A 23016-nucleotide genomic window follows, 5' to 3' on the forward strand; every position below is an offset into this window, starting at 1 on the left:
AAATATTGTTGTTGCAACCACATAAGGTATTAATATTTTAAGTAAGCGAGCACTTAAAAAACTCCAAGTTAATCTCTCCTGACGATTATATGAAATATAAATATTTACTCCACCCATCAAAACAAACAATGGTACATTAAATAAGGTTTGTACTGAAATAATAATATCAGTAAAGACAAATTTCCATAAATGGCATACGACTACAGCAATTATGGCCAACCCTTTCGCAAAATCAATCCAATATAGTCTTTTTTCAAAGTCCATCTATTTATCCCCCAAACATTATTAAATTTAAGAATGCTATAGTAAGTTTACTCTAATGCTCTATATAAGGTTACAGTTTTCATATAGGCATTACATCCTTATTTCCAATTATGTTTAATATTAACACCATTATAAATCTATAATTAATTTAACGTAAGGTTATTTTATCTACTTATAATGGGTTGCTATTGACGCTAGGGGATGTATTTGATACCATATCAAAAAAAGATAAGGGGAGTCCAGAGAATGATAGAGAGGGTAAATTTATACGTCGATAAAGATGATTGGAAAGTCTTGGGGGAAATATCCCGGCTGTTGGACAAAAATCGTAGTGAAGTAGTACGTGACGTTATTTCTTTGTTTCTAGCAAATTTAAAAGCATCATTCGGAGATGAACTAAAAATAACAAGGGAAAATCTGTCCGGGTTCTACCAAGCAATGTTGGCAGTAGGGAAAAAGGATATTGTTAAAGAAAATACATCCGAAGAAATAAAACTTACGGAGCAGTACCAAACTACAAAGAATAAGAACAAGAAGAAGAAAAATAAACGCAAATAACGTATAAAACAGTCTCAAACACAGTTAGCTTCCATTTTAACTAAGTGAACCATTTTCACTATAATAATCTCAATCAATATGTTCCGAAACTAATTAAAGGTAGGTCAGACCCGGAGCAGGAGGGCACGGTTTCAAGTAGTTAGACCGGCTGATTAGTCAAAGTCGGTAGGACAGGGCGGCCTCCGGACATGATCCGGTCTGAGTGACCTGCTGCGGAGCCCGACCGGCTAGAAAGCAGAAGCGTTTCTCTTACAGCCATGTTCGGAGGTGTTAAACATAAGGAAAACCTGTTAGAAACAAGCTTCCTTCGAGATTATTCATAGTCGTTGTCATTATAGCCATAAGCCGGAGTTCCTTAGTGTACAGGAAATCCGGCTTGTTGCTTCATTGTATTGCTTAGCGTACGAAGTATTGCTTAGCGTACTAAGTATTGCTTAGCGTACGAAATCCGCGTTTTGGCGGCGGTACCCCTAAATATATTATTCGCGAGTACAGTAAAGAATTAATAAAATTATAAAAAATGGATGAACAAAGAAAATAGAAGCACTGTCCATAGCACTCAAAAACACGTATTACACACCTTTTCCATTAATGGAATATTATATCATACACCGATTTCAGATAGGGAGAGATGTGTGCATGTCCCACAAAAAGGAACCTGAACTAACTGGACGTATCGTTTTACCAAATGACCCGCAATACGACGCAGCGCGCCAGGAGTTCAACACCTTTTTCAACAGGTTCCCGCTGGTCATCGTCTTTGCCCAGGAGACGCAGGACGTAGTCAACGCCGTGCGCTGGGCGCGTTTTTATGACGTGCCGATCCGCATGCGCTCCGGCCGTCACAACTACGAGGGCTTATCGGTCGTCGACGCCGGTATCGTGATCGACATCAGCGAAATGAAGCGGGTGGAGGTGGATCGTAAGCGAGGCACCGCCACAGTGCAGACAGGCATACGGGACTTCGCGTTTTACGAGGCTCTTGGATCCGAAGAGTTGGTAGTACCGGTCGGTCTCTGCCCCACCCCGGGCATCGCCGGACTCACCCTGGGCGGTGGCGCAAGCATGCTAGTTCGGCTGTATGGTCTAACTATCGACAGTCTGCTTGAGCTGGAGATGGTCGACGCCAAGGGCCACTTGCTCCACGCCAATGCCGACCACCACTCCGATCTGTTCTGGGCCTCACGCGGGGGTGGCGGCGGCAACTTCGGCATCTGCACCGTCTTTCGTTTCCGCACGCACCGCATTGAGACTGTCGCTTACGTCGAAATCGGCTGGGATCTGCGGGACCTGGAGCCGGTGCTGCAAACCTGGCAGGACTATACCACCCCCGGTGCCGACGAGCGGCTCACCCCCGTCCTCACGGTAGCTTCGGGACTGCAGCCGATGTTTCCAGCCCACCAACCTCAGGAGACTTTCCCGCTGTTGATGCAAGGGGTCTTCCTGGGTCCCGCTGAAGAACTGCGCCACCTGCTGCGGCCTTTGCTCCGGGCGGGCACGCCACAGAAGGTGACCATTGAAGAGATACCCTGGCTCGAATCAGTTGCCCGGGTAGCTGCCACCCAGCCGGGTTCTCCTCTGCCTTTCAAAAGCGTGGTCCCCTTCATCCATGAACGGCTGCCCGGCACCGCCATCGCCGTGATCCGGCGCTTCATCGAAGCTCCACCCACCTCTATGGCCGGTGTCTTTTTCCACGGCCTGGGTGGGGCGGTGGCCAGAGTGCCGAGTCAGGCTACGGCCTACTTCTACCGCCAGGCCCGGTTTAATATGTCCATCCTTGCTTCCTGGAACGTGCCGGAAGGGGCGGCCCTTGGCATCCACTGGGTGGAGGACTTCCGCCGGGCGATGCTCCCCTTTACCCGGGGTGACTACGTCAATGGACCGGACCTATCGATCAAGGACTGGCCCAAGGCCTACTATGGTAGTAACTTTAAACGGCTAACCGAGGTTAAGGCCAAATACGACCCGGAGAACGTCTTCAATTTTCCACAGAGCATCCCTCCCGCCTGCAAAGATGCGTAAACAGGCGATATGCGAAACACACAAACCTAGGCAACGACGCTAATAATGAAGCAAAATACACTACCACGCAAAGTGTAGTGTATTTTTACGCCTGGAATAATGAACCCAGCACTTTGCCATGTTGAGCGTGGAATACTGGTTGTTAGACGTTGGCGTTAGTGATGCCTCCTGCTATTGTTTCAACTCTTTGGACATTGCTACAATTAAAAAATTTAACATATATGTCATATATAAAAATATATTATAAAATATCAGCTTTCCACAAGCTTCTAGCCTGTGAGATCACTCTTCTTAGAGAATGCAGAAATTTGTATTTTGGCAATGATTCCACTAGCTCAGATGGAAATTAATTTTGGATTATCTCGGGGATATAACGATAGAACCAGCTATAGAAAAACAATAATAATCAAAAAAAGGAGGCATAAAAAATTTGAGTAAAAACAAGCAAACTATGACTCTAGGGGAGGAGGTAAAGGAAAAAATCAAAGCGGTCGTACAAGACACAGACTTTAGGAAAGCACTAGTGAACAATCCAAAAGAAGCTCTTGCCCAAATAGGTATTCAATTCCCTGAGGAAGTCGACATTAAAGTCGTTGAATCGGCAAAATCAGAAAGTAAAGTAACATACCTGGTATTGCCAGTTAATCCTGACGAGTTAACCAATGAACCCAGGATTTCAAAGCACGATTGCCGTGGCCCCTCCCTTCCGCTCGTTGTTTGTCTTTATTGTCCCTTTCATTAAGAACCATACATACTAGTCTGGTCGAATTATTGCCTTAGTTTCGCTATCATGTTAGCTAGAATGAAAATACGGGCAATCTCGGTAACTTTGGGCTCATCCATTACCTGACACACTGTTCTGGCCACTCCGGTGAGTAATTACTCCATAGAGACATGCCCGGAGGGGAGGCTTTCTTCTCCGGGTCTCCTTTTGTCCATAGTTGACGAGCAGTTTAAGGAGTTGAAATAAATGATACCGTCCAGGTACAACTTTATCTGGCCCACTGATGACTCTGAGAAGGTAATGATCTTTAATAGTCTTACAACTTCTTTGGCCGAGGTAGAGAAGACCTATATAGACTTACTGAACGTTCAGCAATTTGATTATGATGCCCTGCCTAAAGATAAAAAGCAGTTTATCGACGAGTTAATGCTGGGAGGATTCGTCTTAGAACACGCAGCCGATGAACTAAAAATACTAAAGTTTGCATATAACAGCAATAAATACGACAGGATTGGGCTGGGATTTACCATCGCTCCCACCCTAAGGTGCAACTTTGATTGCACCTATTGCTATGAACAGTCTGGAATAAGCCAGGACAAGCGAAACGGGCAAAATGCTTTCATGCCTGAAAATGTACAGCAAAAGTTGCTGAAGCTTATTGAAAAGGCTGCTAAGACAGTAAGGTTCGTATCCGTCACCTGGTACGGTGGAGAGCCGCTTTTGGGCAAAGATATTATCTTCGATTTATCTCAAAAAATACTCGCTATTACTAAGGAGAACAAGATAGGCTATTTTGCCGATATGGTTACCAACGGTTACCTGCTGACCGGCGATCAGGATATAGTGCAAAAGCTGAAAGGCAGTCGAATTGGGACTTTTCAAATTACTCTTGACGGGCCGCCTGATGTACATAACAACCGCAGGATGCTTAAAGGCAATAGCGGCCCAACATTCGACCGAATCCTGGAAGGCATCCATCTCTTGACTGCCAATGATTTAAAAGTTAACCTTCGCATCAATGTAGACCGTTACAACTCGGACGAGGCGTTAAAACTTTTAGATATACTGGAGGACAACAATCTTAAAGACATCTCCATCAACTTAGGCCATGTTAGCGCAATCACAGCAGGATGCAAGTCTATTTACGAAATCTTAAGGCAAAGAGGCTTCAAAACAGGCCAGACGCCCTATTACCCCCGTATTGCCCTTGCCTGTGGCGCTGTACGGATGAACACCTTTGTGCTCGATCCGGACGGCGACATGTACAAGTGCTGGTCAGAAATCGGCGATAAGCCCGCCCGCATCGGTAATATTGTAGACTTCCAGCAACTAGCCAAAGATGAACGCATGCACGAAATACGCTGGTTGACCTGGGAGTCTTTCGAGTATGCCGACTGCGTGAAATGCAAGATGCTGCCCATTTGCATGGGAGGCTGTGGCTATCGGGCCATGTTCGTCAACAAAGACAGGCCCGATTGTGTGGAATGGAAATACAGCCTGGAACATTACGTCAGGGCGCGCTACCGCAGAGAGATAGAAAATAATAATAAAATTTAAAAAAATGAAAGGTAGGTGAACAGCCCTTAGCTGTTTAAAAATAATATCCTCATGGAAAAGAGCAGGGCAAAGAAAGTCCCATTAAACGCATAGGGCGCAATAAAGACCCATTAAAGCTTGAAAAAGTGAGGGAATGGATAACTTATTCATTCGTTTTTGTCAAGCAGTGTATGGGTTTTTTATTATGTCCTTTTCTAATGCCCGTATATATGATTTGGATGGGGACTTTGAAGCAAAGTTTTTTGATGCAGGTTGGTCAACCAGCGAGCTAAAAGAAAAAACTAAGATTACGGAAAGAAGAAGAAAATTATCAGCAAAAGGTGAATCACCTGATTATGAAAAGAACAGTCAAAAAAATGTTACTAAAGCAAGGGGAAATGTCAGGCGCAGAATAAAGAAATATAAGCTGATTCGCAAGTGGGAATTAACTTTTGCTGATAATATCCAGGAAGTCAAAGAAGCCGATTATTACTTTCGTAACTTTATGAAACGAATAAACAGGAGATTTCCGGGGTTCAAATATGTTGCCACCAGAGAATTCCAAGATAAAAACGGTAGGGGAGCCGTTCATTATCATATTGCCGTAAATATGTTCATCCCTAAAAAAGAACTGGACGAAATATGGGGGCAGGGTTTTACCTGGGTGAGAGCCTATATAAAAGACGAAAAAGCAGGCCGGAAAAACATTTATAACTATCTTACCAAGTACCTTACAAAATACAGCAACGACGAAAGATTAAAAGGGTATCACCTGTATCTGTGTTCCCAAGGATTGAATGTCCTTTTTACCGATATGCACAATTTGAAAGCGCGGAAGCCTTTTTACAATACCTTTTTCAGAATTACAAAAACGCAGGGGAAAAATTCATTAAATATTATGAGGATACTGGCTTAACCATTGTAATCTGAATGCGGGCGGCTCTGAAGGTAACACTACCGTTCCTAGGAAGCACCAACGGGAGCTACAATCCTTTTTCGGGCACTCCTCTTTAAACAAACTGCTGCCAGCCACCGTCAGGCACAATGATTAGCGACGCCGCGCCGGATGCGGCGAAGTAACCTATGCAAGAGAGTTTGCGGGTTGGCGCTAGTTATGTAAACTTACCACTTTCACCGCACAGGCCGCCCAGGGTCCCGGCATAAGGGGTTCTCAGGGGTCCCTGTGCCGGGTATGGACGGCCTGCCGGTGAAAAGGTAAAGTATATCATAACACCGCCAGGTCCAAAACTATCACCGAAGGAAACACCACCGGACCGGGTAGCAAGCTGACGCCGTAGTGTTTTTCTTTTATGCAGAAGTCCCTTAAATATTATGTAATACCCGCTGCGGTACAATAACACCTAAGAAACCAGTACGGGCGACGATAAAATTTTACTCAAATGTAACGTATTTTACTCAATGTATCTAATCGGCACCCAAGGTAACGCACCGCCCAGCGTGAAGGCACAAGGCCGTAGCCTACCTCTCAGCGAAAGGGCGGGTTTACATAATATCTATTATCGGAACATAGATACTTGGTGCCGTTGGTAAGGTAATATGGTTATACTGGTTATGATATAAAAAAATAATTCCTGAAGTCCTCTAAAACTTCAAGAATTATATTTAGTATTCCGGTGTTAATTTCTGGTCGGGATGACACGACTTGAACGTGCGACCTCACGGTCCCGAACCGTGCGCTCTACCAAACTGAGCTACATCCCGTCAACAAACTATATTATGCAATAAGTTATAAACGTTGTCAAGCTGGATTTCGTTCAATCTATGATAACCCAATCCTACTATTAACTCGCTTTGTGGCAATATTTGCTTGTTTAATTGTGTCATCCTCATCAATAGTAGTTAGGTTACCTTTTTCATAAACCACCCGCCCATTCACCATGGTAAGGGTTACATCACTACTTCTTGCCTGGTAAACTAACTGAGAATAAATATCAACATTATCACTAGGACTGCAATGAATCTTGTTAAGATCAATCATAGTTAAATCAGCTTTTTTGCCTACTTCCAATGAACCTATTTCCTTTTCCAGTCCCATGGTTTTGGCTCCTCCCAAAGTTGCTAGTTCAAATGTTTGCTTTGCGGACATGGCTGTAGGTCCATATAATGGCTTCTGTATCAATGCGGCAATACGCATTTCAGTGAACATGTCAAGATTATTGTTACAAGGGGCACCGTCAGAGCCCAAAGAAACATGAATATTTTTAGATAACATTTCCGGAATTCTGGCAATGCCAGAGCCAAGCTTTAGGTTGCTGACAGGACAATGAACTACCCTCACTCCACGTTGGCGCAATATCTCCATTTCTTTATCGTCCAACCAGATACAGTGAGCCATAATTAAATTTTTACCGGTTATTCCCAGATGATCGTAGTAAACAATATTTCGCATCTTTCTTTCCTGCTGTATAAGAGTTATTTCTGTTGTATTCTCTGAAGCATGAGTATGGATTTTGACATTATATTTTTGAGCCAAATCCCTTACTTGTATTAATAATTCTTCGCTACATGAAATAGCGAAGCGGGGCGCAAACGCATAATGCAAGCGGCCATTATCACTACCATGCCATTTTTCTAACAGATCCACACTTTTCTGAAGAGACTCCCCTGTACTTTCAATTAAACTATCCGGTACTATATCGCTACTATCCATCATACATTTGCCGCTTATTGCCCTGATTCCAGACGTAATAATTGCTTGAAAATTTGATTCAGTGTAATTCACCGTTCCCATGTCAATAATTGCAGTGGTTCCATTTCGGAACAATTCCCCAATTCCTAATAATGCTGAATAATATAAAGAATCATGGTCGTGGGCTCCTTCCAAAGGCCATATACGTTTTTTTAACCAGTCTAATAACTCAAGGTCATCAGCCTGGCCCCTGAATAGAGTTTGACATAGATGAACATGCGATTGTATGAATCCTGGGATTACTATCTGTCCCCTTGATTCAATAACTTTTGATGTATTTAGATCAAATATTTGCACAATACGCTGGATATCTTTTTCAATGGCTTTAATTGTATCATCTTCAACTAATATATTACCTCGAAAAATATCCCTGTTTGGGTTCATTGTTACTATCAAAGCATCCTTTATTAGGATAGATGACATATTTTATCCTCGCTTATCGATTGTAAATCAAAATGCAGGTATCATTTCTAACTTTAATAAATCTTTTTTTAATTCTAGTCCATCGCTAAAACCGCCCAAGGAACCATCAGAGGCGAGAACACGGTGACACGGGATAACTAAGGGTGTGCGGTTTGAACGCATAACTCCTCCCACAGCCCGGGCTGCCTTAGGAAAACCAGCTTTTATGGCAACTTGTTTATAAGAACTGACCTTACCATACTTTATTTGCTGTACTACCGATAGAACGCGTTGTTGAAAAGGGGTATAACCAGCCCAGTCTATCTTAGCTGTAAAACTGACAACTTCACCTCTAAAGTATCTTTCAATATCTTGGATAAGTTTCTTTTCATCACTTCTTAACTGTTCAAATATATGCATTGTCAAAGATTCAGCCTGCAATCTAACCGCCAATTTCTCCAAAGCTTTTTCATAACTTTTCTGAGGCAAGACTAATCCCCTTAACCCTTCAATGGACCATCCGGCAGCCAGCCAACCATGTTTGGTATGAATGGTGACAATCTTCATAAATCTACACTACCTGTCCGATAAATGTCATTAGATCTCAATGCTCATATTAGATTAAAAAGAAATGCATGACATTATATTTAAGAATTCTTTTTTATTATAGTAATATTCTCCGTAGAGCGTGATTAACCTCCTGGAGATATACTTGATATGGAAATATAAACCACTTAAAAATATGCGCTGTGGCAATTTATTAATATCTTTAATTTTACATATTATGTTATTAGGCATTCTGCCTAATAAGGTCAGAAAATATTTATTATCCACAGAAATATTAACAATACATAAGGATTCTGTTGATAAATAGTTCATTTATCCTAGAGATAGGTCATTTGTCCTGGCCGCAATCAGGACCGTGAAAGATAGAATATGGCTTTCGCCATAATTTGTTTCAAATGCTTTTGTGCATAGTGATTAATAAAATGGGGACAATTTATACCATGGAGATCAGAGATAACATCAAAATTTATTTGGGGTATGGAAATTTTGTACGTATAGATTAAGACAACCGCAGAATTATGCTCCCGATAAATACTATAACGGCGATGGCCAAATAAAGGAAAACGATAATCATATTAAAGAGAAATCAATACAAAAGGACAATAAAAGTAATAAAAACTGAAGCTCCTCAAAAGTTCTGATAACCAATGAGAAACTTCAGTTTTGATATTTTTTTATATAGGTTTTACAGGCTCTTATAATCAGGGCTTATCGGCAATTCTATTACATCATGCCGCCCATGCCACCCATGCCGCCCATGCCACCCATAGCTGCCGCTGCCGCCATGGCGTTATCCTTATCAACTTTTTCAGCGACCAGAGTCTCGGTAGTTAAAATCATGGCCGCGATGCTCGCTGCGTTTTGCAGAGCCGACCGGGTTACTTTAGCAGGGTCAACAATACCTGAGTCGATCATATTAACAAACTCGCCAACCAGGGCATTAAAGCCTACACCTGGTTCAGAGTTCTTTACTTTTTCGACAATGACAGAGCCTTCGAGACCGGCGTTGTTAGAGATTTGACGGAGAGGCTCTTCCAGTGACCTGCGGACGATATCTATTCCTGTCTTCTCGTCAAGGTTATCGGATGTAAGGCTTTCCATACCTTTAACTGCATTAATAAATACTACACCACCGCCGGGCACAATTCCTTCCTCGACTGCCGCTCTGGTTGCGTTTAATGCGTCGTCGATACGGAGCTTTTTCTCTTTCATCTCGGTTTCGGTAGCCGCGCCGACCTGGATTACCGCTACACCGCCAGCTAGTTTGGCCAAACGCTCCTGCAGCTTTTCTCTATCGAAATCAGAAGTGGTATCTTCTATCTGGTTTTTAATTTGGGCAACCCGTTTGGTAATATTATCAGTATCGCCTGCCCCACCAACGATAATTGTTTCTTCTTTCTTGACGCGGACTTTGCTAGCCCGTCCAAGTTGTTCAATCGTAACGCTATCAAGCTTCAAGCCAAGATCTTCTGTAATCACACTACCACCGGTGAGGATAGCAATATCCTCCAACATTGCCTTGCGCCTGTCACCAAAACCAGGAGCTTTCACCGCAACACACTGGAAGGTGCCGCGCAGTTTGTTCAGCACCAGGGTGGCTAACGCTTCCCCTTCCACATCCTCAGCAATAACTAAGAGCGGTTTGCCGGTTTGTACGATTTTTTCCAGAACCGGCAGGAGATCCCCAATAGCCGAGATTTTTTTGTCAGTGATCAGTATGTAGGGATCATTTAAATTAGCTTCCATCTTGTCTGTATCAGTAACCATATACGCGGAAGTATAACCCCTGTCAAAGTTCATGCCTTCCACAACTTCCAGGTTGGTTGTAGTCCCTTTTGATTCTTCAACGGTAATAACACCGTCTTTGCCAACTTTTTCCATGGCGTCGGCAATCAAGCTGCCGATTACTTCATCGTTGGCTGAGATTGTGGCAACTTGGGTGATTGCTGATTTGCTTTCAATTGGCTTTGCCTGTTCTTTAATTACTTCTATCGCTTTTTCAACAGCTTTTTCAATACCGCGTTTAATAATCATCGGGTTAGCGCCGGCAGCCACGTTCTTTAAGCCTTCCCGTACGATGGCTTGAGCCAGCACGCAAGCGGTTGTAGTACCGTCACCAGCGACGTCGTTAGTCTTGGTGGCAACTTCCTTTACCAATTGAGCGCCCATATTTTCAAATGGATCAGCCAGCTCTATCTCTCTGGCAATAGTAACTCCGTCGTTTGTAATCATCGGAGAACCAAATTTTTTCTCCAATACGACGTTCCGTCCTTTGGGACCTAAAGTAACCTTGACGGCTTCAGCCAGGGCGTTAACACCCTTTTCCAGAGCGCGCCTGGCATCTTCCCGGAAAATAATCTCTTTGCCTGCCATTTTTTCGAACCTCCTTTTAATATCCTATTTCTCGATTACGCCGAGAATATCGGCTTCACGCATAATCAAGTATTCCACATCATCAATTTTAACTTCGTTTCCGGCGTATTTGGAGAAAAGGATTTTATCTCCCGGTTTTAAATCAATAGGCACACGCTGGCCGGTTTCCAACAATCTGCCGTTGCCAACTGCCACAACTTCGCCCTCCTGTGGCTTTTCTTTGGCGGTATCAGGTAAAACAATACCACTTTTGGTTTTTTCTTCACTCGGCATCGGTTTTACAACGATCCGGTCGCCTAAAGGTCTAATCACATAAACCCCTCCTTACTGGTTAGTCTGTTTATTGTTAGCACTCATTGTTAACGAGTGCTAATATCAACGTAAATATAATATAAAATAAGAAAATCAAAAGCAAATAACACCATCGCATAATTTCATTCAAAATATATAAAATAAAGAAATTAGCAGGATCTGCCTTTAATTATCTCCCTCTAATTTAATTTTACCTTGGTTCCTGGTCTTTCTTCAGGCCACCTAGAAATATTTTCCCACTTTATAATGTTTTTATACATGTTTATCAATAAATTCCTATTAATTTTGCTCACTATTATTTTCGCCACAATCACTGGCCCTGCCGGATAAAATTTCAAGTCCATGCGGCAAAACGGGCATGATTACCCCCAGGCACTCCCGGACAGCTTTAACGCTGCCAGGAAGGTTGATAATCAAGGTGCTCCGGCGCACTCCCGCTACAGCCCTGGTAAGCATAGCCCTGTTGGTCTTTTTTAAGCTTTCCATTCTCATGGCTTCGGCCAGTCCAGGCACTTCACGCTCTATAACCGCCAAGGTAGCTTCCGGCGTGCTGTCACGAGGGCTCAAACCTGTCCCGCCAGTGGTTAAAATTAAATCTACTTTTTCCATATCAGACAAGCTAATCATCAATTCTTGAAGTATCTCAGGCTCATCAGGAACCACGTGGGAACTTACAACCTCGCCCAGGCCTCCAATCATTTCGCAAATTGCCGGGCCGCTCTCATCCTTGCGTTCTCCGCGCGAGCCTTTGTCGCTTACGGTAATGACAGCTATTTTATACAGGTTCTTTCACCTCTTATGCAATTCAGTTTACATTACTCTTCGGTATTCAGGGTTTAGTAGCCGGAATTCATCATACTGCGAGACGATAAAACATGTTATCATTTTTACACCGGACTCCTGAACAGTTACTGGTTTTCTTTAATAGGCTCCCGCTCAAAAACACCGCTTTTACCACCGCTTTTATGAATCAACCTGATTGCGCCAATTGTCATCGCACGGTCAACCGCTTTGCACATATCGTAGATTGTTAAAGCGGCGACTGATACAGCTGTAAGCGCTTCCATCTCCACGCCGGTTTGACCGGTGATTCGCACACTGGCTTCTATTTCTATCTTATTATTATCCTGGTCGGGACGGAATTGGACGTCAATTCCAGTAAGATTCAACGGGTGACATAGAGGAATCAGGCTTGATGTCTGCTTGGCAGCCATAATTCCTGCTACTCTGGCAACGCCAAAAACCTCTCCCTTGGTCACTTTACCAGAGATGATCATGTCTAGCGTCTCTGGACGCATGACTATCTCACCACGGGCCACTGCCAGCCTGCGAGTAATTTCCTTGCCGCCGACTTCAACCATCCTTGCTTGTCCTTGATCATCTAAGTGAGTAAAATTATTCAATAAAACGCCCCCATCAGATATACATACCTGTCATACTAACAGCAAATTTTCTCTTGCTTTATTGCTGTGCCACATCACTTTGCCACAATCACGCAGGTCATATCCTCCCAATTTTACAACTTCCTCTTTAAATTCAGTCAGAGAAATCACTTCCAGTAGCCTCTGTATATATGGTGTTTCCATGAATTCAACGGGTATACATAAATCATAGCGTTCTTCGGCAATGCCAATGAACTCCAGTCCAAGGGCTTGTGCCGCGGCGCGTATACCCAACCCCGCATCAGCCGCTCCTGCTTTCACAGCCGCTGCCACGGCCATATGAGTGTATTCCTCATGCTCGTACCCATGTATGTTATCATCGTTAATTCCAAGTTCTGACAAGTGGTAGTCAAGTAAGATCCTGGTGCCGGATCCACGCTGGCGGTTGACGAAGCTAATCCCATTGCCGGCCAGGTCCTCCAGCGTCCGGATATTTTTCGGATTCCCTGCGGCTAATATCAGCCCTTGCTCGCGGTATACCAGGTTCACCAGCACAACGTCACGGCCGGGCAGCAACTTTTTCACATATGTAGTATTATAATCCCCTGTCTCCTCGTCCAGTAAATGTATCCCGGCACAGTGCGATTCACCACGTTTTATTGCTGATAATCCTCCCAGGCTGCCGACGTGGGCGGAAGACAGTGATGAAGACGGGTACTTTAAACGGAGGAAATTTGCCAGAACATCCAGTGTGATATCATGACTGCCGATAATCACAGTAGTATCCTTTATTTCTTCAAGAGGCCTGAACAGCTCCACTAATGCGATATCTCCACCGTTATATCCCTCCGACAACCGCGGCACCCGGATCATCCCGTCCGCCCTGACCAGGGACATCAGGATGCCGGCGCCACGGGATACGGGTGTGGCGATGATCTTATCACTCACCTGCCCCAGCTTAACCCTTACAAATTCTTCAACACCCATCGGTGAAACCAATTTCCTTGATACGGTGGCCTCGACCTTTTTTATGTCAGGTGGATGCAAACCAAGTTTCCGGTAGACAAGCGGTTTAACAAATAGTTCCATAACCAAATAAGCGGAAACAGGGTAGCCTGGCACTCCGATCACCGGCTTGCCTTTTATTTCACCCAGAATTACCGGCTTACCCGGCTTTGTGGCTATGCCGTGCACCAGCACTTTGCCCAGCGACTGGATTACATCGGCGGTATAGTCTTCACTGCCCGCGGAAGATCCTGCATTTACTATAACGATATCGGCTTCATCAACCGCAGATGATATTACTGTTTTCAGACTATCAAAATCGTCAGCCGTTATATCCCTGCGTAACGCGACAGCGCCCCACTGTTTTGCCATTGCGCCAAATATCCGTGAATTAAACTCGACAATGTCCCCCGGAAGCAACTCAGAACCGGGCTGCACCAGTTCAGTGCCGGTGGGCAAGAGGGCAACTCTTGGGCATGGGTGAACATATATATCATTCACTCCACCGGCCAAAAAGGCGCCGATGTCGACAGGCCGCACCTGGTGGTTGGCAGGTACAATCATTTCTGTGGCGATAATGTCCTCCCCTACCGCGCGGACATGCTGCCAGGGCGTCGCGGGATGGATAATCTCAATCAAGTCTGGTTGAACGTAATGAATATCTTCTATCATTATCACAGCGTCAAACCCGGCAGGCACCGGATCTCCCGTGTCAACCAAAACAGTTTCTTCGCCTACTTTCAACTGTACGGGCGTGCTTTCCGACGCTCCATATGTACTCGTAGAATGCACAACAAAACCGTCCATAGCCGAAGCGTGATAATGCGGGGAAGAGTTCCTGGCATACACGGGTAATGCCGTCACCCTGTTTAATGCCTCTTCTGCCGGTATCAACTCCGGCGGCCCTGGATTCAACGTTCCAATTTCTTGTAGATGCGCGAAATAACGCTCTATAGCCCTCTCCAAAGGCAGGTCATCAAGATAAACCTTCCGCTTCAGATGATCAACTCCTTTACATAGTAAGGAATGAAATAATAATCCAACTTTAAAAGGGCTTTACTCTAACAATCTCCCCCGCTTCCACACCTTCTTTTCCGGCAGGAATATATGCCAGTCCGTCTGCTTTAACCATAGTGGCAATCAGCCCGGACTTACCAAGCACAGGGTCGGCGCAAAGCCTGCCTTCCCGTAAAAAAAGCCTTACGCGAATAAAATCCTCACGTCCAGCCGCGGAATGGAGATTGCGGACAATCTCCGCTTGTAACGGGTAATCCATATATATATCTTTTTCCAAGACTGAATACTCACCGGAACGAATCAGCGGCGCAACCAGGAGGTCAAAGACCACCATGGCTGAAGCGGGGTGGCCGGGCAGTCCAAATACAGGCTTGTCGCCTACCATGGCTCCTATAGTAGGTTTCCCCGGCTTGATGGAAATACCATGAAAGAGCACACCCGGCTCACCCATCGAATCAATTACTTCCGAAGCAACGTCACGCGCGCCAACAGAGCTTCCCCCGGAAAGCAGCACCATGTCGTTATCGGCGATTACTTTTTCCAGGACATTTCTTAATTCTTCATGATTGTCCCTCACAATACCATGGTATTGTGGTACCCCGCCGCACGCGGCTACTGCTCCAAACAAAGTGTACGAGTTGATGTCACGGACTTGTCCAGGGGCTGGAGATTCAAACGGTGCAACCAGTTCATCACCGGTGGAAATAATTCCGACTCTGATGGGAAGGATAATGTCAACCTCCGTAACACCGATAGATGACAACATGCCCAGATCTTGAGGCCTGATCCGATGATAGGCCGGCAAGGCAATCTCACCGGCGGCAATGTCCTCGCCTTTGCGGACGACGTTTTCCCCCGGTGCTACCGCCTTTGTGATTAAAATCGATTTTTTGTCCAGTTCTTCGGTAAACTCTACCATTACAACAGCGTCAGCACCGGAAGGCAACATACCGCCCGTTGAAATGCGCCATGCCCGCCCGGCGCCAACTTTACCTTGCGGCATATGCCCCATCAGCACTTCGCCGCTGATATCCGCGTATGCCGGTAAACTCTCCGAAGCTCCATATGTATCCTTAGCCCGCACAGCAAATCCATCCATGGTAGAACGGTCAAAGCCGGGAACATCCTCGGCCGCCCGGACATCTACCGCAAGTAGACGGCCGAGACTCTCCAGCAAAGGGACTTTCGTTACGGTTTTTTTAGTCGGCAGGTATCGTGTTAATACAGCTCTTGCTTCTTCCACAGTCAAAGCTTTAAATAATTCTGCCACGTACTCACCTCGTTAAAAGGGTTGCTTCTTTCTTAAAAACATCCCAGTTCACATGCTTTGATTTTTATTTTTAATTTATTGGCAGCCTCTCCAATAAGCCTGGGTGGTACTTTTAACTCCTCCGCCAATCTCCTGGCTTCAGTGCAGCTTATTCGTTTATCTTTCGAAGTTTTTTCAACCGCTTCTAAAATCTCTGAACTAACTTCCACTGCTTACACATCCTTTTTTATAATATTAATTTGGTCACCCACTTTAATTGTGCCGCCGCCAAGGACGCGGATAAAAATACCTTCCCTGGGCATAACACAATCTCCGGCCTGATAATAGATTGCGCAATGGTTATGGCATTCCTTGCCGATCTGGGTTACCTCACCTATTGCCGAATCGCCTATTCTCAGACGGGTACCCAATGGGAGATTAACAAGATCAATACCTTCAGTGGTGAGATTCTCGGCAAAGTCACCAGGCCCCACTTCCAGCCCCAGCGCCCGCATTTTATTGATGCTTTCGATGGCCAGCAGGCTGACCTGGCGATGCCAGTCACCGGCATGCGCGTCACCGTTTAAACCGTGTTCTTCGATTAAAAGCCCCTGGCCGATATTTTTCTTGCGCATACCTTTGTCGGGACTGGCGCATACTGCTTTTATTATTCCCATAATGTCACTAAATCCTCCTATGTGTATTGATGATTATCCGCCAATCTGTGACATCACCCGGTTGTCTTGCCAGCCATCAAGCATGTGGTGCTGATCTGCTTTTAAGCTTACCGCTTTCTTGATTAGAGCGGCTATCTCTTTGATGCCCGCGCCATTGCGCAGCGGAGCCTTTAAGTCTACCTCGCAGCTGTCATACAGGCATGGCCTCAAGCTTCCTGTCGAGGTCAGCCGCAGGCGGTTGCAACTGCTGCAAAAATGTTCGCTCATTGATGTGATGAAGCCGACGGTACCCTGGGCGCCTTTAAGACGGTAGTATTTTGCCGGCCCGCTGCCTGCGGGTATTTTCGCCGGAATCAGTGGCCCCAGCTTATTTTTGATTAATGACATTATTTCTTCCGCGGGCACGAAACGGCCGGTAGCCCAAGCATTGGAGGAACCTATGGGCATAAATTCGATAAAACGTATGTGCAATGGCTTCTTTAAGGTTAGCCTGGCTATGTCCACTACCTCGTCATCATTAAAACCGCGAATTACGACTGTATTCAATTTAACCGGATGAAAACCGGCATCCAGAGCGGCGACGATCCCTTCCCAGGCCCCGGACAATTCGCCAAAACGGGTTAGTTCACGGTAGCGTTCGCTGTCAAGGGTGTCGAAACTGATGTTTACGCGCTTCAACCCGGCATCTTGCAAAACCTGAACATGTGGCGGCAAAAGCAAACCATTTGTAGTCAGGGCTATATCGTCTATCCCTGGTATGTTGGAAATGCGTCTTATCAGGTTTTCCAACCCCTTGCGCACAAGGGGTTCCCCCCCGGTCAGGCGCACCTTTTTCACACCGATAGAAGCGGCTGCCCGCACAACGATCTCGATTTCTTCAAAACGCAGGATTTCTTTATGATCAACAAACTTTACACCTTCCGGCGGCATGCAGTAGACACATCGCAAATTGCACCGGTCAATGACGGAAATCCGCAAATAATTTATCTCTCGCTGGTAGTTGTCCTGCATTACACTATCACCTTCTCGATTATATGTCAAAATCATTTCTTATCAACTAATCAACATAAAAAACTTGCAGGTATTCTACCTTCCCCGCTGCTGGCCTACAGTTAGTACTACAGTTACACCGAAGGCCAGTAAAAGGAGGATAATGCTTAACGCTGTAGCCATTTCGTAGCTCCCTTTGTTGACCGATAAAACTGTTGCTGTTGTAAGGACCATTGTTGAACCCTTCAAGTTGCCGCCTACCATCATGGAAGCGCCCACTTCAGAAATAGCCCCTCCAAAACCCGCGATTATGGCCGCAAGAAGCCCCAATCTAGCCTCTCTTAGCAGCAACAAGAGCAATTGCAGCCGTGACGCCCCAAGAGCAAGAATCTGAAGTTTTATTTTAGGGTTTAAGGATTGAATAGCCGCAATTGTGAATCCGGCAATAATCGGCGCGGCGATAATTACTTGGGCTGTAATCATTGCTGTGGGAGTATAAAGAAGGCCTAACAGACCCAAAGGACCATACCGGCTTAAGGTCAGCCATACCCACAGGCCTACCACAACCGGGGGCAGTCCCATTCCCAAGTTGATTATACTAATCGTCAAACGTCGTCCTGGAAAAGAAACAAGGGCTATAAAAGTACCCAGAGGAATACCGATCATTACACCGATAATTGTGGCCGTTCCGGAGACATGAAGGGTTCGCAGGATTACTTCCAAAACCTCACGGTCCCCGCTCAGCAACAACCGGATTGCTTCTACCAGGCCTTGCCAATAGACACCCAAGACAATCACCTTTACATATAACAGTGCTTAAATAATTATTTTTAATAAAAATCCAATATTATTTTGTTTAAGCAGGTTGTCCAAACAGGTTGCCCTGTATTAGCTTTTTAGATCTAAAATAACTATTTAAACAACTTACATAATGACAAACCTTCTTAAAAACAGTGTTTATTCCGAGCAGGATATTATTTATTATAACAAATTTCATCTTGAACAGGCAATTTCTATAAATTACCATTATAGATCCCTATAATTAGCCTGAAAAAGATATACGCTTCATAACCTTTTTTCCATGCCATATGTTATTTTTTAAATTTATCTTCGTGTGCTACCTTTTCAATCATCCGCGTGATTGTGTTGGCCATCGCGCCGGCGCCAAAACCGTTATCTATGTTAACAACACTAATACCTGATGCACAACTGTTAAGCATGCCTAATAAAGCAGAAAGTCCATTAAAGCTGGCGCCGTAGCCGGTGCTGGTCGGTACGGCAATTACCGGCTGGTCAGCCAGTCCGCCGATTACACTGGGTAGCGCTCCTTCCATACCAGCTACAACAATAATTACATGCGCCCAACGAATCAATTCAAGTTTGTCCAGGAGCCGGTGGAGACCTGCCACCCCGACATCGTAAGCTTTTCTGACATGATTTCCCATTACCTCAGCAGTTACGGCAGCTTCTTCCGCAACCGGCAGATCAGTAGTACCCGCGCTCATGACCAGCACGTTACCAGTTTTATTTGAATCCTCACCCTGACTAACCACTATCGTTCTGGCTAATTCGTTATATATAGCTGCAGGGTATAATTTTTGCACCGACAAGAAAACTTCCATTGAAGCCCTGGTTCCCAGGATGTTTCTGTTTTCCTCGCCAAGTTTTGAAAATATCCAAACAATCTGCTCAATTGTTTTTCCTTGGCAAAAAATCACTTCCGGAAAACCTTTGCGCAGGGTACGATGATGGTCAATCACCGCAAAGCCGAGGTCTTCGAAAGGCAAGTATTTCATTTTTGTTAATGCAACATCTATATCAGTAGCGCCGTTTTTTACATCTTCAAGTAGTTTGCGCAACGTATTTGGTTCGATTAAAATCAACCCCGCATATCATTGAATTGTTGGAAATAGTTTTAATTATTATTCTGCGCAGAGTATTTTTCCAAAACCGCTATAGTTTCTTCAGCATTACGGCCAGCGCTGATGCGGCAAATGTAAGAAGGGTCTTGACCCGGTTCGTTTAAACCGGGAATATTTGTATACAGGTATGTGTAGCCAGCTTCATTAAGCATTTTCACCAGGTCAGCGTTAAAAGCACCATAAGGAAAGGCGAAGTCCTTCGGTTCAGTTACACCGGCCAGTTTTAAGGCAATAGTGTTTAGATTAATATCCTGCCATACCCTAGCCCGGTATTCCGCTTCAGATTCCAGACGAAAATCTTCTACCACCAATCTACGGGTTACTAAATAAGCGCCTGCTTCACTATGCGAACCTATAATCAACCGGTGTCCATCATAGCTGTGACCGCCGATTTGCCATAAGCCTGAGCTTAACAGTTCCTTAGCTTCTTCCACACTCAGGTGCTCACGGCTGTTCTCCGGTCTCGGGTACCGGTCAAACCACTTAGAAACGGCAAATACCACGGCAGGGTAGTTGTAACGCTTTGTAAGCGGGAGAACTACTTTGTAGACATCGCTGTACCCGTCATCGAAGGTTAGCAACACTGCCCGTGGTGGCACTTCAGCCTGTCCTTTTATAAAGGCGTGAAATTGTTCCAGGCTGATCGGGTGATAACCACCATCCATTAACGCTTGAAATGTTTCTTCCAGATCTTTCGGCCGCATAGTATTCGGATTAGCCGGTTCTTCCGCAACCGCGTGGAACACCAACACTGCTACCCGCTGGTCTGTCGTCGTAGACTGATTTGCTTGCGCACTAGCTTCCATAGAAACGCTTGAACCCGGCAAAGCTAAACAAATCAATAAGCAAAAGGTAAATAATCCGGTTCCTTTAATTATTGCCATCAGCGTGTGTTTTTCTAATAATTTAATTATTAACATTATTTTTACTCCTATTCAATTAATATAAAAATACCAGACTCTAAGGCCTGGTATCTAAATAAATATATACAAAACTGCGTAAGCTCGCGTCCGAACACCTCGATGGGCCATAAACCAATTTATAATATTATGCTTAAGAGGAATGATGGAGCCGGTTTTGCATTCAGCCAGGCATTCGCCACAATGTATGCATTTTTCCGGATCGGCTTTTTGATATTCTTCTTTCTCGCTTGATGCTAAATCTCCCCTATTCGTCATGTATATTTAAAAATTTCCAACAATATATTATTTCGCCAAACAAACTAATAAACCTTCTCAGTTTATAAAGTTTATGTAAGTAAACCATTAAAAATCTTATTTAATTATTTCACCCGCGGCATAGTTCTGAGCAACCGTTTTTCGGTAACCAGGTAGTGCACTGGTATATCGTGAGCGGCAGGATATACATATCTCCGTACCTGGAGCTCAAAGGCCAGGGCGATAAAAACCGAATGGGAACTGAGCCGGGCTAAAAAGCGGTCATAGTAACCGCCGCCATAACCTAATCGATTACCATTAACATCAAAAGCAACCCCAGGTACAAATATTATATCAATATCGCCTGGTTCAACCGGCCTCAGGCATTGTGGCTTGGGCTCAAGAATACCCCAGTTGCCAGGTTGGAGGTCGCCGGGATAGTCCACAATTAGTGAAGGTATCAATTTACGTTCTTTCACTTCAGTTACTGGAACTACGACTCGTTTGCCGGCTTTCATAGAATGCGACACCAGGGTTCCGGTTTGCACTTCGTTCCGAAAATCCAGGTATACCATTACAGTAGCAGCCTGTAAGTATTCTTCCATCGTCAATACTTTATTTACAATAAGATTGCTTTTCCCGGTCACTTCAGCACGACTTAAAGCTTTTCTTTCTTGAAGCACCGCTTTTCTTAATATATTTTTAGACACTCCCACACCTCGTCGGGTTTTATTGCAAGATTGTATTGTGGTATTAAATTTGTTAAAATCACTATAATGTTTCAACCACCAGGTTGTACTTTTCTGCCAAATCCATATATGAACAGCCGGTAAGATCTCTACCCAGATGGTCAAATGCCAGCCCCGGCAACATTATCAGATCCGGCCGCCATCCCGAAGCGTCATTTAGGAAACCTTCCAAAGCAATGATGAAATCTTCAATTGTCAGCAAGCCGGCTGCCTTAATCGAACCCCCGAAAAATTTATTGCGAGCTATTAATACCTGGATTTTCGCCGTGCCACGATAAAATTGTCGCAGCGCCATATTGATTACCGGACCGGCAAATTCGGAAGTCATTATAAGCGCTTCAGACGCCCGCCGGCGTCTTATTACCCGGTTAATGTCCTCAATTAGAGCCGGATCTATGTCATAATCCATCACCAGGCCGGAACTTTCAAGCGATTTTTTATTTAACCACACTTTAATCTGTTTATCTCTTCTTTTTATTGTGAGAACCGGTGAAGCAGTTCTGTAGACTTCTCTAAAGGCTTGAACACGGGTTAAAGGATTTACTGTATTAACAGCCACTATCAAATCTCCCGTTTGAATACCAGCCCGACCGGCCGGAGTATCGGCGATTACCCCGGCAATTCGTGGTTCCAGGTCTTGTATAACCGGTGGTTCGCAGATTAAAGGCGTAGATATTTTCTCCCTGAGCCGGGCTATGAATAAATGCAGTTTATTTAAAATAGAAGGCTCAAACCGTAAAGCAGGCGGCGCCAGCTTTGAATAGCCAGGCAGGAATATTCTGATGGTTTGCGCTCCACATTCAGATAAATATTTAATTGTTTTGCAAAGATCCTGCCACCCGACTAGATGAGGCATGGCTACGACACTACCATGAAAAGGAACGCCATGTTTTTTCAATAAAAGGGGGCATTTAATTGAATTTTGAGCATTCACGTCTCCCATTAATAATGCGCGGCCCTTTTCCGAGGCACTGTTCAAAGAGAGGTTAATCACGACCCTGCCCAGTGCTCTCAAACCCTCAACCTTTCTCTCATCCAACAGACTGCCGTTAGTGGTGATCTTTATTGTCGTACCTTTGAATCTGTTACGAACCAGTTGAAGAATTTCTTCTATTTCTGGATGGGTAAATGGCTCTCCTTCTATAACCCTGGTAACTGATTCGCCGATTATAACCGGATATGCCCGATCCATAAATGAAAGTGTTCTTTCAACTTCCACCCTGCTGCGGGGTGCGATGCGGCATACTTTCACACATGATGGGTTTTGGCTATGTGAGCAAAATACGCAACGCATATTACATGACGATGTTAGAGGTAAAATGTTCCCGCTTATTGCTCCGTGCAAGATTAGGCTCTCGACATTGTTTTCATTCATATCTCAAAATGATTTCCCACAGGGT

General features: G+C 44.7%; 23 protein-coding genes and 1 tRNA gene. 5 read left to right on the forward strand and 19 right to left on the reverse strand.

Annotation, left to right across the window (positions count from 1 at the left end):
- On the reverse strand, nucleotides 1-264 hold a 264-nt coding region (locus L7E55_RS12460), incomplete at its 3' end, for an acyltransferase family protein (RefSeq protein ID WP_277444600.1).
- Nucleotides 265-510: 246 nt separating this feature from the next.
- On the opposite strand from L7E55_RS12460, the gene L7E55_RS12465 reads away from it, so the two are divergent.
- The 5 genes from L7E55_RS12465 to L7E55_RS12485 all read left to right on the forward strand — a co-directional run bounded on the left by L7E55_RS12465 (nucleotide 511) and on the right by L7E55_RS12485 (nucleotide 6020).
- Nucleotides 511-822: a hypothetical protein gene (locus L7E55_RS12465; RefSeq protein WP_277444601.1), complete on the forward strand. Its 312-nt coding sequence runs from the start codon at nucleotides 511-513 to the stop codon at nucleotides 820-822.
- 639 nt (nucleotides 823-1461) lie between these two features.
- On the forward strand, nucleotides 1462-2844 hold the full coding sequence (locus L7E55_RS12470; RefSeq protein WP_277444602.1) for an FAD-binding oxidoreductase: 1383 nt from the start codon (nucleotides 1462-1464) through the stop codon (nucleotides 2842-2844).
- A gap of 430 nt (nucleotides 2845-3274) precedes the next feature.
- Nucleotides 3275-3586 carry an NHLP leader peptide family RiPP precursor gene (locus tag L7E55_RS12475; RefSeq protein WP_277444603.1) on the forward strand — a complete coding sequence of 104 codons (312 nt, stop codon included), beginning with the start codon at nucleotides 3275-3277 and terminating at the stop codon, nucleotides 3584-3586.
- 228 nt (nucleotides 3587-3814) lie between these two features.
- Nucleotides 3815-5125 (forward strand): radical SAM/SPASM domain-containing protein, encoded by a 1311-nt coding sequence (locus tag L7E55_RS12480; protein ID WP_277444604.1) that lies wholly within the window; start codon nucleotides 3815-3817, stop codon nucleotides 5123-5125.
- Nucleotides 5126-5309: 184 nt separating this feature from the next.
- A complete protein-coding gene (locus L7E55_RS12485) occupies nucleotides 5310-6020 on the forward strand; it encodes a rolling circle replication-associated protein (protein WP_277444605.1) in 711 nt (236 codons plus the stop codon).
- 729 nt (nucleotides 6021-6749) lie between these two features.
- Here L7E55_RS12485 and L7E55_RS12490 read toward each other — a convergent pair.
- From L7E55_RS12490 to L7E55_RS12570, 18 genes are all read right to left on the reverse strand, one after another.
- Nucleotides 6750-6826: transfer RNA gene (locus L7E55_RS12490), tRNA-Pro, on the reverse strand.
- A gap of 58 nt (nucleotides 6827-6884) precedes the next feature.
- Entirely contained in the window at nucleotides 6885-8237 is a 1353-nt protein-coding gene (locus L7E55_RS12495) for a 5'-deoxyadenosine deaminase (RefSeq protein ID WP_277444606.1), read from the reverse strand.
- Nucleotides 8238-8264: 27 nt separating this feature from the next.
- Entirely contained in the window at nucleotides 8265-8783 is a 519-nt protein-coding gene (locus L7E55_RS12500; RefSeq protein ID WP_277444608.1) for a methylated-DNA--[protein]-cysteine S-methyltransferase, read from the reverse strand.
- 723 nt (nucleotides 8784-9506) lie between these two features.
- Nucleotides 9507-11156: a chaperonin GroEL gene (gene groL / locus L7E55_RS12505; protein WP_277444609.1), complete on the reverse strand. Its 1650-nt coding sequence runs from the start codon at nucleotides 11154-11156 to the stop codon at nucleotides 9507-9509.
- A gap of 24 nt (nucleotides 11157-11180) precedes the next feature.
- Nucleotides 11181-11468, reverse strand: coding sequence for a co-chaperone GroES (gene groES, locus L7E55_RS12510; RefSeq protein ID WP_277444610.1), 288 nt, complete (start codon nucleotides 11466-11468; stop codon nucleotides 11181-11183).
- Nucleotides 11469-11747: 279 nt separating this feature from the next.
- The gene (locus L7E55_RS12515; RefSeq protein WP_277444648.1) at nucleotides 11748-12251 is read right to left on the reverse strand and encodes a MogA/MoaB family molybdenum cofactor biosynthesis protein; all 504 of its coding nucleotides are present in this window, start codon (nucleotides 12249-12251) and stop codon (nucleotides 11748-11750) included.
- 125 nt (nucleotides 12252-12376) lie between these two features.
- Nucleotides 12377-12871 carry a cyclic pyranopterin monophosphate synthase MoaC gene (moaC, locus tag L7E55_RS12520; RefSeq protein WP_277444611.1) on the reverse strand — a complete coding sequence of 165 codons (495 nt, stop codon included), beginning with the start codon at nucleotides 12869-12871 and terminating at the stop codon, nucleotides 12377-12379.
- 30 nt (nucleotides 12872-12901) lie between these two features.
- Nucleotides 12902-14854 carry a molybdopterin biosynthesis protein gene (locus tag L7E55_RS12525; protein ID WP_277444649.1) on the reverse strand — a complete coding sequence of 651 codons (1953 nt, stop codon included), beginning with the start codon at nucleotides 14852-14854 and terminating at the stop codon, nucleotides 12902-12904.
- Nucleotides 14855-14900: 46 nt separating this feature from the next.
- Complete coding sequence (locus L7E55_RS12530; RefSeq protein ID WP_277444612.1) at nucleotides 14901-16142, reverse strand: molybdopterin molybdotransferase MoeA; 1242 nt, start codon at nucleotides 16140-16142, stop codon at nucleotides 14901-14903.
- A gap of 32 nt (nucleotides 16143-16174) precedes the next feature.
- A complete protein-coding gene (locus tag L7E55_RS12535; protein ID WP_277444613.1) occupies nucleotides 16175-16351 on the reverse strand; it encodes a hypothetical protein in 177 nt (58 codons plus the stop codon).
- Between the two features lie 3 nt (nucleotides 16352-16354).
- On the reverse strand, nucleotides 16355-16798 hold the full coding sequence (locus L7E55_RS12540; RefSeq protein ID WP_277444614.1) for an MOSC domain-containing protein: 444 nt from the start codon (nucleotides 16796-16798) through the stop codon (nucleotides 16355-16357).
- A 33-nt stretch (nucleotides 16799-16831) separates the two neighbouring features.
- Nucleotides 16832-17809: a GTP 3',8-cyclase MoaA gene (gene moaA / locus L7E55_RS12545; protein ID WP_277444615.1), complete on the reverse strand. Its 978-nt coding sequence runs from the start codon at nucleotides 17807-17809 to the stop codon at nucleotides 16832-16834.
- A 75-nt stretch (nucleotides 17810-17884) separates the two neighbouring features.
- The gene (locus L7E55_RS12550) at nucleotides 17885-18577 is read right to left on the reverse strand and encodes an ABC transporter permease (RefSeq protein ID WP_277444616.1); all 693 of its coding nucleotides are present in this window, start codon (nucleotides 18575-18577) and stop codon (nucleotides 17885-17887) included.
- Between the two features lie 302 nt (nucleotides 18578-18879).
- Complete coding sequence (gene larB, locus L7E55_RS12555; RefSeq protein ID WP_277444650.1) at nucleotides 18880-19662, reverse strand: nickel pincer cofactor biosynthesis protein LarB; 783 nt, start codon at nucleotides 19660-19662, stop codon at nucleotides 18880-18882.
- A 41-nt stretch (nucleotides 19663-19703) separates the two neighbouring features.
- A complete protein-coding gene (locus tag L7E55_RS12560; protein WP_277444617.1) occupies nucleotides 19704-20630 on the reverse strand; it encodes a polysaccharide deacetylase family protein in 927 nt (308 codons plus the stop codon).
- A 54-nt stretch (nucleotides 20631-20684) separates the two neighbouring features.
- Nucleotides 20685-20888 carry a 4Fe-4S binding protein gene (locus L7E55_RS17760; RefSeq protein ID WP_420852046.1) on the reverse strand — a complete coding sequence of 68 codons (204 nt, stop codon included), beginning with the start codon at nucleotides 20886-20888 and terminating at the stop codon, nucleotides 20685-20687.
- A gap of 104 nt (nucleotides 20889-20992) precedes the next feature.
- Entirely contained in the window at nucleotides 20993-21577 is a 585-nt protein-coding gene (locus tag L7E55_RS12565; RefSeq protein WP_277444618.1) for a 5-formyltetrahydrofolate cyclo-ligase, read from the reverse strand.
- A gap of 61 nt (nucleotides 21578-21638) precedes the next feature.
- Complete coding sequence (locus L7E55_RS12570; protein WP_277444619.1) at nucleotides 21639-22991, reverse strand: DUF512 domain-containing protein; 1353 nt, start codon at nucleotides 22989-22991, stop codon at nucleotides 21639-21641.
- Between the last annotated feature and the right edge of the window lie 25 nt (nucleotides 22992-23016).

This window comes from Pelotomaculum isophthalicicum JI (assembly GCF_029478095.1).
GTDB classification, from domain to species: domain Bacteria; phylum Bacillota; class Desulfotomaculia; order Desulfotomaculales; family Pelotomaculaceae; genus Pelotomaculum_D; species Pelotomaculum_D isophthalicicum.

Bases quoted from the DNA above. Each gene is read 5' to 3' on its own strand.
- L7E55_RS12465 (WP_277444601.1), top strand. From the start codon at position 511: ATGATAGAGAGGGTAAATTTATACGTCGATAAAGATGATTGGAAAGTC.
- L7E55_RS12470 (WP_277444602.1), top strand. From the start codon at position 1,462: ATGTCCCACAAAAAGGAACCTGAACTAACTGGACGTATCGTTTTACCA.
- L7E55_RS12480 (WP_277444604.1), top strand. From the start codon at position 3,815: ATGATACCGTCCAGGTACAACTTTATCTGGCCCACTGATGACTCTGAG.
- L7E55_RS12485 (WP_277444605.1), top strand. From the start codon at position 5,310: ATGTCCTTTTCTAATGCCCGTATATATGATTTGGATGGGGACTTTGAA.
- L7E55_RS12495 (WP_277444606.1), bottom strand. From the start codon at position 8,237: ATGTCATCTATCCTAATAAAGGATGCTTTGATAGTAACAATGAACCCA.
- L7E55_RS12500 (WP_277444608.1), bottom strand. From the start codon at position 8,783: ATGAAGATTGTCACCATTCATACCAAACATGGTTGGCTGGCTGCCGGA.
- groL (WP_277444609.1), bottom strand. From the start codon at position 11,156: ATGGCAGGCAAAGAGATTATTTTCCGGGAAGATGCCAGGCGCGCTCTG.
- L7E55_RS12540 (WP_277444614.1), bottom strand. From the start codon at position 16,798: ATGGGAATAATAAAAGCAGTATGCGCCAGTCCCGACAAAGGTATGCGC.
- moaA (WP_277444615.1), bottom strand. From the start codon at position 17,809: ATGCAGGACAACTACCAGCGAGAGATAAATTATTTGCGGATTTCCGTC.
- L7E55_RS12560 (WP_277444617.1), bottom strand. From the start codon at position 20,630: ATGTTAATAATTAAATTATTAGAAAAACACACGCTGATGGCAATAATT.
- L7E55_RS17760 (WP_420852046.1), bottom strand. From the start codon at position 20,888: ATGACGAATAGGGGAGATTTAGCATCAAGCGAGAAAGAAGAATATCAA.
- L7E55_RS12570 (WP_277444619.1), bottom strand. From the start codon at position 22,991: ATGAATGAAAACAATGTCGAGAGCCTAATCTTGCACGGAGCAATAAGC.